At 68.2% G+C, this 12024-nt stretch carries 9 protein-coding genes; 3 read left to right on the top strand and 6 right to left on the bottom strand.

Going from position 1 to position 12024, the window contains the following annotated elements; all coding sequences use genetic code 11:
* Positions 1-37 precede the first annotated feature (37 nt).
* Entirely contained in the window at positions 38-634 is a 597-nt protein-coding gene (locus QCD70_RS04255) for a GIY-YIG nuclease family protein (protein WP_301213942.1), read from the top strand.
* Between the two features lie 9 nt (positions 635-643).
* On the opposite strand, the gene QCD70_RS04250 is transcribed toward QCD70_RS04255, so the two are convergent.
* The 4 genes from QCD70_RS04250 to QCD70_RS04235 all read right to left on the bottom strand — a co-directional run bounded on the left by QCD70_RS04250 (position 644) and on the right by QCD70_RS04235 (position 6141).
* Entirely contained in the window at positions 644-2878 is a 2235-nt protein-coding gene (locus QCD70_RS04250; RefSeq protein WP_301214218.1) for a glycoside hydrolase family 3 N-terminal domain-containing protein, read from the bottom strand.
* 79 nt (positions 2879-2957) lie between these two features.
* Positions 2958-3830, bottom strand: coding sequence for a carbohydrate ABC transporter permease (locus QCD70_RS04245; protein WP_301213941.1), 873 nt, complete (start codon positions 3828-3830; stop codon positions 2958-2960).
* Positions 3830-4846, bottom strand: coding sequence for a carbohydrate ABC transporter permease (locus QCD70_RS04240; protein WP_301213940.1), 1017 nt, complete (start codon positions 4844-4846; stop codon positions 3830-3832). Before QCD70_RS04240 ends, QCD70_RS04245 begins: the two co-directional genes overlap by 1 nt.
* 11 nt (positions 4847-4857) lie before the next feature.
* Positions 4858-6141: an extracellular solute-binding protein gene (locus QCD70_RS04235; protein WP_301213939.1), complete on the bottom strand. Its 1284-nt coding sequence runs from the start codon at positions 6139-6141 to the stop codon at positions 4858-4860.
* 225 nt (positions 6142-6366) lie between these two features.
* On the opposite strand from QCD70_RS04235, the gene QCD70_RS04230 reads away from it, so the two are divergent.
* Both QCD70_RS04230 and QCD70_RS04225 read left to right on the top strand, forming a co-directional pair.
* A complete protein-coding gene (locus QCD70_RS04230; protein WP_301213938.1) occupies positions 6367-7389 on the top strand; it encodes a LacI family DNA-binding transcriptional regulator in 1023 nt (340 codons plus the stop codon).
* Positions 7390-7466: 77 nt separating this feature from the next.
* Positions 7467-9851, top strand: coding sequence for an HAD-IC family P-type ATPase (locus QCD70_RS04225; protein ID WP_301213937.1), 2385 nt, complete (start codon positions 7467-7469; stop codon positions 9849-9851).
* Here the strand turns inward: QCD70_RS04225 and QCD70_RS04220 are convergent.
* Entirely contained in the window at positions 9833-10243 is a 411-nt protein-coding gene (locus QCD70_RS04220; RefSeq protein WP_301213936.1) for a hypothetical protein, read from the bottom strand. The genes QCD70_RS04225 and QCD70_RS04220 overlap by 19 nt on opposite strands.
* A gap of 36 nt (positions 10244-10279) precedes the next feature.
* Positions 10280-12022 (bottom strand): ABC1 kinase family protein, encoded by a 1743-nt coding sequence (locus QCD70_RS04215; protein WP_301213935.1) that lies wholly within the window; start codon positions 12020-12022, stop codon positions 10280-10282.
* Between the last annotated feature and the right edge of the window lie 2 nt (positions 12023-12024).

Genomic DNA, 12024 nt, shown 5'->3' with positions numbered 1-12024 from the left:
TAGCGGGGATGTCGGTCGTGCGCGATACCGTGACGTCATGAATTCCACCGAATCTGCCCGGCAGACCTCGGCACGGGGCGCGATCTGCCGTGGGGTGGATGCGCAGGGCGCATGCACGGCGCCGGTCGCGCAGGGCGCCGAACTCGATCTCTGCCTCCGACACCACCTCGTCGCCTACGACTGGGTGACCCGCGACGTCGGAGTCACGGACATCCTCCCTTCACCCTGCCTGGCGTGCGGCTCGAGGCTCGGCGTGCGCTACCCCTCGGGCTGGCTGTGCGCCGTGTGCGAGTGGAAGGTGGGCGACCTGCCCGACGGCGGTGTCGCATCCACCCGGGTCGACGTCGTCTACTACCTGCGGGCGGGCGACCGCATCAAGATCGGCACGTCGGGCAATCCTCGGGCACGCCTCGCCCAGTTGAGTTTCGACGAGCTCCTCGCATTCGAACGGGGCACGCGCACGCTCGAACACCGCAGGCACGTGCAGTTCGGCGAGCACCGACTGGGAGGCGGCGAGTGGTTCACCGTGCACGAAGCCTTGCAGGCGCACATCGACGAGCTGCGGGCCGGCGTCGACGATCCGTGGAACAGCTACAGCCTGTGGGTCAGCCAGCACCTCGCCGTGCACGGCTGACCCACCGACTCATTCTCGGCCGCGTTCCACGGTCACGCCGGTGAGCACCGGCGCCTCCGACCCGATGCCATGGTCGCCGCCTGTGAGGGTCACGGTGGCTCGAGTCTGCTTGTCGGCGCACGAGCCGCCCACCCAGAGCTCGATCTCGCCCGGCTCGACCACGCGATCGAAATCACGGTTCGTGAAGGCAAGGCGAGCCGTCGGAACGTCGAACGTGACGACGGCGACCTCGCCGGGATCGAGCTCCACCCGGGCATAACCGAGCAGCTGGGCCACCGGCCGGGTGACGCTGGCAACGAGGTCACGGCCATAGAGCTGAACCAGATCGCTTCCCCCGCGCTGTCCGCTGTTGCGGATGCGCACGCTCGCCCGGATCGTTCCATCGGTCGCGACGCTCTGCTCGACGCGCAGCTCCGTGCGGTCGAAGGTCGTGTAGCCCAGCCCGAACCCGAACGGGCGCACCGGCGTGCTGTCCGAACTGGTCACCTCGTTCGGTCCGCCGAGGATCGGGTGGAGGTAGCTGTAGGGTTGCGCTCCGGCCGACCGGGGAAGGGAGACCGGCAGTCGGCCGGACGGTTCGGCGTCGCCGGCCAGGATCGCAGCGAGAGCGTTGCCGCCCTCCTCTCCCGGAAAGAACGACTGCACGACGGCCGCGGCGGCTGTCGGTCCGTCGAGCGCCCAGCCGATGGCGTAGGGGCGTCCCGAGAGAACGATCACGATGACGGGCGTGCCCGTCGCGACCACCGCCTCGACCAGGTCACGCTGCACTCCCGGCAGCTCGAGCGACTCGACATCGTTGCCCTCGCCGACGGTTCCTCGACCGAAGAGTCCGGCTCGGTCGCCGACGACGACGACGGCCACGTCGCTCGACCGGGCGGACTCGACCGCCGCGGCGATTCCCGTGCGATCGTCGCCCTCCACGGCGCAGCCGAGCTGCACGTCGATGCGCGCACCGGGATATCTCGATCGAAGAGCCTCTCCCACGGTGGGGATCTCGAATCCGAGGGGCGTGCTCGGGTGGTGAGCGAGCACGTGGTTGGCGAACGAGTAGCAGCCCATCAGCGCCTCGGCGCTGTCGGCGTTAGGGCCGATCAGTGCGATGCTCGTCGGCGCCGCGAGCGGCAGGGTGCCGTCGTTAGACAGGAGCACGATCGACTTCTCGGCCAGTTCGCGGGCGATCGCCCGGTGTTCGGGGTTGTCGAGATCGATGGATGCGGGCGGGGTGTCGAAGGTCGCATCGAGCAGGCCGAGATCCTCTTTCTGGGCGAGAACGCGCAGAACCGCACGATCCACGAGCTCCTCCGGGGTGCGTCCGTCGCGGATCCGTTCGATGAGCGGCTCCAGGTAGGCGTCCCCGCTCGGAAGCTCGACGTCGATTCCCGCCTCGAGGGCGAGATGAGCAGCCTGGCCTCGATCCGAGGCAACGGCGTGCATGGTCTCGAGGAATGCGACGGCGAAGTAGTCGGAGACGACGACGCCGTCGAAGCCCCACCGGTCGCGGAGGATGCCGGTCAGGTATTCGGGTGTCGCGGCGACGGGCACGCCGTCGATCTCGGCATAGGAGTTCATGACGCTGCGCACCGCGCCGGAGCGCACGGCCATCTCGAACGGAGGCAGCAGCACGTCCTCGAGCTCTCGACGGCCGACGTGGACCGGGGCGTGGTTGCGGCCGGCCTGAGACGCCGAGTAGCCGACGAAATGCTTCAGGGTCGCATGCACCCCGGCGTCCTGCAGGCCCCTCACGTAGGCGGTGCCGATGGTGCCGACGACGTACGGATCTTCAGCGATGCACTCGTCGACTCGGCCCCAGCGGGGGTCGCGGATGACGTCGAGCACCGGGGCGAGCCCCTGGTGCACGCCGAGCTCGCGCATGGAGCGGCCGATGGCGTGTCCCATGCGTTCGACCAGCTGCGGGTCGAAGGCCGCGCCCCAGGCCAGCGGTGTGGGGAACGTCGCGGCCTTCCAGGCGGCGAGGCCGGTGAGGCACTCCTCGTGCACGAGGGCGGGTATTCCGAGGCGGGTCTCCGTCTGCAGCCGTCGCTGCTCCGACCACAGCCACGCTGCGCGCTCGGCGGGGTCGACGGGCCGCGTGCCGTAGACCCGCGTGAGGTGACCGAGACCATGCGCCGTCGCATCCCCGTACCTCGTCGACGAGGCCATCTCGCCCGCCATCGGCGCCACGACCTCGTCGCCCTGGTCGACCCAGAAACCCACGAGTTGAGCCAGCTTCTCCTCGAGAGTCATGCGCGAGAGCAGCTCGAGCACGCGGGAGGAGGCCCCGGGAGTCGCCGCGGCGATCTCCACCTGTCCGATACTCACGCGCTCAGCCCTTGACCGCACCGGTGAGGCCGCCGACGATGCGACGTTCGAACAGGCTGAAGAAGACGAGGGCCGGAATCATGGACAACGACGTGAAGGCGAGCACCTTGGCGGTGTCGACGGCGTACTGCGAGGCGAACGCCTGCGTTCCGAGCGGCAGTGTGTATGACGCCTCTCCGTTCAGGATGAACAGGGGCAGCAGGTAGGCGTTCCAGCTCGCGATGAACGCCAGGATGCCGACGGTGATGACACCGGGCAGCGACAGCCGCACGACCATACGGAAGAAGAAGCCGAGCCGGCCGAGTCCGTCGATCGCAGCGGCCTCCTGCAGCTCGTTCGGAATAGCTGCGAGGAACGGCACCAGCACGATGATCGTGAGCGGAAGCGCGAACGCGATCTGCGGAATGATGACGCCCGCGAGGGAGTTCGTGAGTCCGAGGTTGCGCACCAGGATGTACAGCGGTGTGATCGCGACCGTGAGCGGGAACATGAGCCCCGCGGTGAACAGCGCGTAGACGGCCGCCCTGCCGCGGAAGGAGTAGCGCGACAGCCCGTAGGCGGCCATGAGACCCAGCACGACCACGAAGACGGTCGTGCAGACGGCGGCGATCGTGGAGTTGAGCACCTGCGTCCAGAACGACCCGCTGGCCAGCACGTCGCCGAAGTTCGACCAGGCCCAGGACTGCGGGAAGCCCGACGGATCGACCGTGATCTCGGAGTTCGTGCGGAACCCGCCCAGGATGATGTACGCCACGGGCGCGAGCATCAGCCCGACAAGCACGAGGGCCACGAGATAGGAGATCAGGCTGGAACGCCTGCTCTGTTCCGAGACACGCCTGCGGCGCGGTCGGGATGAGAGGGGTGCGGCGATGGCCATCAGTGTGCGCCTCCGGTTGTGTTGACCGCTGAGTCGCGGCGCAGGATGAAGCGCTGGTAGAGCAGCGCGACGACGAGAGAGATGAGGAAGATGACGACCGCGACGGCGTTGCCATAGCCGTAACTGCCCGAGTTGCGACCGTTCGCCACCATGTAGGTCGCCATGGTCGAGGTGCCGGCGGTGCCGGCCACGTACTGGCCCCAGACGATCCACACGAGGTCGAACAGCTGCAGCGAGCCGATGATCGACAGGAACGCCCAGATGCGAACGGTCGGCCCCATAAGCGGCAGAACGATGTAGCGCTGAACCTGCCAGTAGCTGGCGCCGTCGATGCGGGCGGCCTCGGTGATCTCGTCGGGGATCCCCTGCAGACCGGCGAGGAAGAGGATGACCGCGAATCCGACGTACTTCCACGTGATGATCACGAGCAGCGTCCAGATCGCCGCACTCGGGTCGCTGAGCCAGTCGGTGGCGAGGTTGCCGAGTCCGACCTTCTCGAGCAGGCCGTTCAGCGCGCCGTTCGACTGGAGCATCAGGCTCCAGCCGAGGCCGACGACGACCTCGGAGATGACGTAGGGCACGAAGATCAGAACCCTGATCAACGATTGGAAACGCAGCTTGCGGTTGAGCAGCAGCGCGATTCCGAGGGCGAGCGGTCCCTGCAGCACCAGCGACATGACGACGATGAAGGCGTTGTGGCTGAGGGCCTCGAGGAATGCCGGGTCGGTGAGGATCGTGATGTAGTTGCGCAGGCCCACGAAGTCGGTGGCCGCGCCGTAGCCCGACCAGCTGAAGAAACCGTAGTACGCAGCCAGCACGACCGGCAGGATGACGAAGGCCAAAAAGACCAGCAGGGCGGGGCCGATCAGCAGCAGAAGCTCTGCTCGCTTGGGCCAGCGGGACCGGGCGCGCGGGCTCGGAACCGCCGGGGGAAGCGCCGAAGCGCCTCCCCCGGCTGGGCGCCGGCTGCCCCGCGCGGCTTCCTCGGCGTGCGTTTCTTCGCGCAGGACAGCCATCGGTGTATCTCCTAGGACTTCGCTGCCGCGGCGTTCACGGCGTCGACGATGCTCTGCGCATCACCCTTGCCCGCGAACATGTCGACGACCGCGACGTTCAGCGCGTTGCCGACGTTCTGCCCGTAGAGCGTGTCGAGCCAGACACTCACATAGGGAGCGTCGTTGTACGCGGCCAGCACATCTTTCAGCGCGGGATCGGTGACAGACGACTGGGCCTCGGTCGAGGCGGGCAGGGTCTGGAACGCCGTGGCGTACGCCTCCTGGTTGGCCTTCTCAGCTGTGAAGTTGAGGAAGTCGACGCACTCCTTCGGAGCGTTCACCCAGCAGGTGAAACCGTCGACACCGCCCATCATCGCTCCGGCTTCACCGTCGCCGCCGGGCACCTCGGGGAACGGGAACCACTTGAGATCGGCGAGGGGCTTCTGGTCTGGGGTGAGGGATGCGATGACTCCCGGATCCCAGGCGCCCATCAGTTCCATGGCGGCCTGCTTGTTCGCGATCAGACCGGCCGAGGAACCCGCGCCCTGCTGGGCGGCGGTGGTGAGGAAGCCGTCGTTGAACGGCTCCGTCTTGATGAACGACTCCAGATTCTCGCCGGCCTTCAGCCAGCAGTCGTCGTCGAAGTTGCGGCTCGTGGCAGCCTCGTTGAGTACGTCCTGCGAGCAGGCGCGCAGCGCGAAGTTGTAGTACCAGTGGGCTGCGGGCCACGCATCCTTCGCTCCGACGGCGATGGGATCGATGCCTGCCGCCTTGAGCTTCTCGTCGGCGGCCTCCAGGTCGTCGATCGTCTTCGGAGTGTCGGTGATGCCCGCCTGGGTGAGCAGATCGGACGAGTAGAAGAACCCGGAAGGGAGCACTGCGGTGGGTACTCCATAGTTCTTGCCGTCGATCTCGAACGCCGACAGACTGTTTCCGACGGCCGTCTTGGTTGCGTCTGTGAGCCCCGAGGTGAGGTCCATCGCCTGGCCTGCCTTGACCACGTCGGCGAGCTTGCCGCCGCCGCGGGCCATGAAGATGTCGGGTGCATCGCCGGAGTTGAGGGCGGTCTGAAGCTTGCCGTCCATCTCCTCGTTCTGCACGGCCTGGATCTCCACGGTGACGTTGGGGTTCGCCTTCTCGAACGCCGCCGCCGTGTCCTCCCAGTACTTCTTGCCGTCGCCGGTCGTGGAGTTGTGCCACATCGTCAGGGTGACTTTTCCGTCGGCGGAGTCGCTCGATCCGGCGCTGCATCCACTGAGCGCGAGTGCGCCCACGAGGATCGCGGCCGAGCCAGCGACGAATTTGGTGAGTCTCATGTGATTCGAACCTGCTCTCTTCATTGAGGGGCGCCCGCGGCTGTGCGGGCGCTGTGCTGGTGCACGGGTCGTGCGTCGTGCCGTCCGACCGGATACCCGGATCCGTCATGGATCGTAAGGCAATGCTGTCGGGTCGGGCGTCATCAGTGTGCGTGACCCCGCGGAGACCGTCAAACGTTTTCGAAATCATTTTCGCACGTCTCGAATGAGCACTAGTATCGGCCCATGGCGAGGGCGACTATCCACGACGTCGCTGCGGCGGCGGGTGTTTCCGTTGCGACCGTCTCGAAGGCGGTGAACGGGCGTTATGGAGTGGCGGCCCCCACGGTCGACCGCGTTCTCGCGGCGGTGGCGGCCCTCGGCTACGAGTCGAGCCTCGTCGCGAGCAGCATGCGCTCGCGACGAACCGGGGTGATCGGCGTGCTCGTGGCCGACTTCGAGCCGTTCAGCGCGGAGGTGTTGAAAGGCGTCGCCGTCGGCCTGCGCGACTCCCGCTACGACCTCCTCGCCTACAGCGGATCGCGCCGCGGCGACGGCGAGGGGTGGGAGCGCCGATCGCTCAGCAGGCTCAGCGGCACGCTGATCGACGGGGCCATCATCGTCACCCCCACCATCGTGAACGTCGCCGCCGACGTGCCGATCGTCGCCGTCGACCCCCACACCGGTCGAGCCGATCTCCCGACGGTCGAGGCCGACAGCCGAGGGGGCGCGTTCGAGGCGACCGCCTACCTGATCGGCCTCGGCCATCGACGCATCGGCTTCGTCTCCGGGCGTCCCGATCTCAAGTCGTCGCGTCTGCGAGACGCAGGCTATCGCGAGGCCCTGGCCGCGGCATCCATCGCTTTCGACCCCGATCTCGTGCGGGTCGGCTTCTACGAGGCCGACACGGCCCGCCGCGCCGCGCAGGAGCTGCTGATGCAGCGCGACCGCCCCACCGCCGTGTTCGCCTCGAACGACCTCTCGGCGATCGCGATCATCGAGGTGGCCCGGTCCCTCGGGCTCGACGTTCCACGCGACCTCTCGGTCGTGGGCTTCGACGACGTGCCCGAGGCATCGCGACTCGCCCTGCCCCTGACCACGGTGCGGCAGCCCATGCAGAGCATCGGTCAGGCGGCGGCGCGCATGCTGACCAGCCTCATGGACGGCGAGGCGCTGTCATCGACGCATGTGCTGCTGCCGACCCGACTGGTCTCCCGCGCCACGACGGCTCCCCCGCGCGGTGCTGACGTGTCGACGCCGCACACGTGACCCTGACCGTTCTCGACTCCTCGCCTGCGCGAAGCGAGGCTCGATTGCTACAGTGAGCCGAAGTCGAGGGGGCGCTTGTGACGGGTTCGGGTCTGAGTTCCGCCGAGGTGGCGCAGCGCGTCGCCGAGGGTAAAACGAACGCGTTCGTCCAGGACACGAGCCGCAGCGTGTGGAGCATCGTGCGCACGAACGTGCTCACGCTCTTCAACGGCATCATTCTCGTGTGCTTCCTGGTGCTCCTCGCGATAGGCCGGTGGCAGGACGCGCTGTTCGGCTTCAGCGCGGTCGCCAATGCGGTGATCGGCAGTGTGCAGGAGTACCGGGCCAAGCGGGCGCTCGATCGGCTGGCCGTGCTGAACGCGCCGCACGCCCGAGTGCTGCGAGACGGCTCCGAGACCGAGATCGACATCGCGCTCGTCGTGGTCGACGACGCGCTCGTGCTGCGAGCGGGCGACCAGGTGGCCGCCGACGGACTCGTCGACGCCTCGAGCGGCCTGCAGGTCGACGAGTCGATGCTCACCGGCGAATCGGATGCCGTCGAGAAGGTTCCCGGGGATCGCGTGCTGTCGGGCTCGGTCGTCGTCGGGGGCGGGGGCACCGCTGTCGTCGACCGGGTGGGCGCGGACTCGTTCGCCAACTCGCTCTCCGCCGAGGCCAAGCGGTTCTCCCTCGTCGCGAGCGAGCTGCGCTCGTCGATCAACCGGGTGCTGAAGTGGGTGGCCTGGATCATCGGCCCGGTCGCCCTGCTGGTGCTGAACGCCCAGATGATGACACAGGGCGGCTGGGTCGCCGCGGCCTCGAGCGGCGGCTGGCGTGTCGCCGCCACCGCCACCATCGCGTCCGTCGTCGCCATGGTGCCGCTGGGACTCGTTCTCATGACGAGCATCACCTTCGCCGTCGGAGCGGTCAAGCTCGCCAGGCAGCAGGTTCTCGTCCAAGAGCTTCCCGCCGTCGAAGGCCTCGCCCGGGTCGACATGATCTGCCTCGACAAGACCGGAACGCTGACCCAGGGCGACATCGTGTTCGACGAGGCGCATGTTCTCACCGAGGTCGCCGGCTGGGAGGGAGTGCTCGCCTGGTACGGCGTGCAGAACGACGCTAACGCGACGGCGCGCAGTCTCGCCTCCCGGTTCACGGACTCGTCCCGCGAGGCCGTTCTCGATCGCGTGCCGTTCTCCTCCGCCCGCAAGTGGAGCGCCGTCACCTTCGACGACGGCATGTGGGTTCTGGGCGGACCAGAGATGGTCTTTCCGGCGCGGAGCTCGGCCGGCGACGATCACCAGCATCTCGCGACACGGGCGACAGAGCTCGCGGCCACCGGTCGCCGCACCCTCGTTCTCGCCCACGGGTCGCCCACCGACGACGAGACGGTTCCCGCCGACGCAGTACCGGTCGCGCTCCTCACCTTTCGCGAGAACATCCGTCCGGATGCCGCCGAGACGCTCGGCTACTTCGCCGCCCAAGGCGTGGGGGTGCGCATCATCTCGGGCGACAATCCTCAGACGGTCGCGGCCATCGCCCGCGAGGTCGGTCTCGACGCGCCCCGCGGTTTCGACGCGCGCGAACTGCCCGACGGCGACGACGAGCTTCTCGCGGTGCTGAACGAGTACATCGTGTTCGGGCGGGTCACCCCGGATCAGAAGAGGCGCATCGTGGTGCGGCTCAAGGCGGCCGGCCATACGGTCGCCATGACCGGAGACGGCGTGAACGACGCGCTCGCGATCAAGGAGGCCGACATCGGGGTCGCGATGAACTCGGGGGCCGCGGCCACCAAGGCGGTCGCCCGGCTGGTGCTGCTCGACGGGCGCTTCTCGCACCTGCCCAGCGTCGTGGCGGAGGGCAGGCAGGTGATCGCGAACATCGAGCGCGTGTCCATGCTGTTCCTCACCAAGACCGCGTACGCCACGTTCCTCGCGATCACCTTCGGCATCCTGCTGCTGCCGTTTCCGTTCCTGCCTCGACAGCTGTCGGTGACCGACGGTCTGACCATCGGCATCCCGGCGTTCTTCCTCGCTCTGCTGCCGAACGCCCAGCGCTACGTGCCCGGCTTCCTGCGCCGCTCGACCACCTTCGCCATCCCGGCCGGCGTCGCCGTGACGCTCGGCATCGCCGCCTATGCGCGGCTGGCGGCCGGCCAGAACATCGCCGAGGCCGAGATCCGCACAGGATCGACCCTGATCCTGACGATCATCGGCCTCTGGATCCTCGTGGTGCTGTCACGCCCGGTGACCAGGTTCAAGGGCGCGGTGATCGGCGCCATGATGGTCGGCCTCGTACTGGTGTACACGGTTCCGATCGTGCGGGACTTCCTGCAGCTCGTCGACCTCACGCTGCCGACGGCCCTGCTGGTGCTCGGCGCGTCGCTCGTGTCGATCGCGCTGATCGAGATCGTGCGCTTCGCCCATCGTAGGATCGCTCGCCGCGATGCGGAGCTGGCTGTAAGTCAGCGCGGGGCGAAGTAGCGGCGCCCGGCTCCGGTCCACAGGGGCAGGATGACGGCGGCCGACGACACGAGCTGCACCGCGACGCCCGACCAGTCTCCGTCGCCTGCGACGACCAGATCGGCGATCGCCAGGGCGAGGGCGAGCAGCAGCACGACGGTCGCCGATACGCGGGCCGCCCGGCTTCCCCGAGAGACACCCGACGCGAGCGCGATGACGAACAGTCCGAACAGGATCATGCCCGCACCGAAGAGCGACACGAGAAGGCCCACGTCGCCGGTCGGCGCGTCGGGAATGTAGCGGATGAACAGGGTCAGGATGCCGAGGGCGATCTGGGCGATCCCGCCCAGATACATCACCACCACGGCGAAGGTGACCAAGCCCGGCCGATCCCGTGAAGCGCTCTGAGTCATACCGCTAAGAGAACCACGGATGCGTGGTGGCGCGCATCACCCCTGTCGTCGTCCTGAGAAGACGGCGTGCAGCAGCGGGATCGCCGACACCGCCATGAGCACCGTGCCGAACACCGTGTCGTCGGCGCGCATGAGTGCTCCCGCGATCAGCAGCGCTCCGAAGAGCAGCGCCGACACGAGCCTGCGCGCCGCGTGCTCGAGCCGGATGACCCGGCGCTCCAGCCCCGGGTTGGCCACGGAGACGGAGCCGTCTTCGATGCGCGTGACGAGGCCGTCGATGCGCTTGGGCAGGCGCCAGACGAGAGCGGCGTTGTCGAGCGCCTGCCGCCCGAGCTCTCCCACCACGTTGCCTCGTTCGTCGCGGATGAGCTGCGCGGCGTACGGCTCGACCGAGTCCCACAGGTTGAACGACGGGTCGAGCGCGCTGCACACCCCGGAGGTCAGAGACATGGCGCGGATGATGAGCAGGAAGTTCTCCGGCAGCTGGAAGGGCAGCGACCTGACGACGTGGCCGAACTGCTCGGCGAAGTCGCGGAACTCCCGGGGGTCGACCTCGCGCAGCTCGGCGAACCCCATGCCGCCGAAGCGGGCGAAGAGCTGGGTCATGGCGCGTTCGAGTTCGGTGGTGTCCGCCGACGGGAGCAGCACGCCCACGTCGCGGATCGCATCCACCAGGCCTTTGCCGTCGCGCGAGGCGGCGGCGATCAGTAGCTTGCGCAGCCCGCTGCGTGTGTTTCCGGGAACCTCGCCCATCATGCCGAAGTCGATGAAGGTGAGCTTCCAGGTGGTCGCACCCGAGGCATCCGGCCCGTCGCCCGTCGGCGTCACGAAGATGTTGCCGGGGTGCGGATCCGCGTGGAAGAAGCCGTTCGTGAACAGCTGGTCGAACATGACGGCGGCGAAGACCGGCGCGACCTCGGCGGGATCGATGCCGGCGGCACGGAGCGCGGCTGCGTCGGTGATCTTGATCGCGGTGACGTCCTCGAGCGTGAGAACCCTGCGGGTCGTGCGTTCCCAGACGATCGACGGCACGGCCACCCTGTCGTCGCCGGCGAAGTCCGCAGCGAAGCGCTCGGAACTCTCGGCCTCGTGCAGGTAGTCGATCTCCTCGAGGCTCGTGGCCGCGAACTCTTCGACGAGGGCGGGCATGTCGACGCGATCGGAGACGAGGCGCACGTGGCTCAACCATCCGCCCACCTTGCGCAGCGCGGCCAGGTCGACGTCGACGATCTCGTCGATTCCGGGGCGCTGCACCTTGAGCACGACCCCCGTGAGACCGGTGTCCGCGGCGTCGAGCGGAGACAGCAGGGCCCGGTGGGCCTGGCCGAGGGATGCCGCGGCGACGGGCGTCTCATCGACTCGCGCGAACGCCGTCTCGAGCGACACCCCCAGCTCGGCCTCCGCGAGCGCGCGGATGGCGGCGAACGGAACCGCGGGAACCTCGTCTTGCAGGCCCTCGAGCTCCTTGGTGATCTCGGGCGGAAGCACGTCGAGTCGCGACGACATGAACTGGCCGACCTTGATCATGAGCCCGCCGAGGTCGACGGCGAGCACGTGGAAGCTGCGGGCGAAGCGCTGCATGCGCCGGGTGCGCGTGCGCTCCGCGACTCTCAGCAGGCCGATGCGGGGCAGGAACAGTTCGAACCACCAGGTCACGGCCAGGTGCCAGGCAGAGAAACGCAGGATGCGGCGGTAGCGCGCACGCGTATTGCCGGCGCCCGCCGAGCCTGCGTTCCCCTGGGAGAAGGTCGGTGCCCCGTTCGGTCTGACCGACGTCACTC

The sequence above is a fragment of the Agreia sp. PsM10 genome (genome assembly GCF_030433855.1).
In the GTDB taxonomy this organism is placed as follows: Bacteria; Actinomycetota; Actinomycetes; order Actinomycetales; family Microbacteriaceae; genus Agreia.
Note: the sequence above shows the minus strand (reverse complement) of the source record. Positions and strands in the feature narration are given on the sequence as shown.

Coding starts and splice junctions, on each gene's coding strand:
- QCD70_RS04255 (WP_301213942.1), top strand. CDS start 38: ATGAATTCCACCGAATCTGCCCGGCAGACCTCGGCACGGGGCGCGATC.
- QCD70_RS04250 (WP_301214218.1), bottom strand. CDS start 2,878: ATGACTCTCGAGGAGAAGCTGGCTCAACTCGTGGGTTTCTGGGTCGAC.
- QCD70_RS04245 (WP_301213941.1), bottom strand. CDS start 3,830: ATGGCCATCGCCGCACCCCTCTCATCCCGACCGCGCCGCAGGCGTGTC.
- QCD70_RS04240 (WP_301213940.1), bottom strand. CDS start 4,846: ATGGCTGTCCTGCGCGAAGAAACGCACGCCGAGGAAGCCGCGCGGGGC.
- QCD70_RS04235 (WP_301213939.1), bottom strand. CDS start 6,141: ATGAGACTCACCAAATTCGTCGCTGGCTCGGCCGCGATCCTCGTGGGC.
- QCD70_RS04230 (WP_301213938.1), top strand. CDS start 6,367: ATGGCGAGGGCGACTATCCACGACGTCGCTGCGGCGGCGGGTGTTTCC.
- QCD70_RS04220 (WP_301213936.1), bottom strand. CDS start 10,243: ATGACTCAGAGCGCTTCACGGGATCGGCCGGGCTTGGTCACCTTCGCC.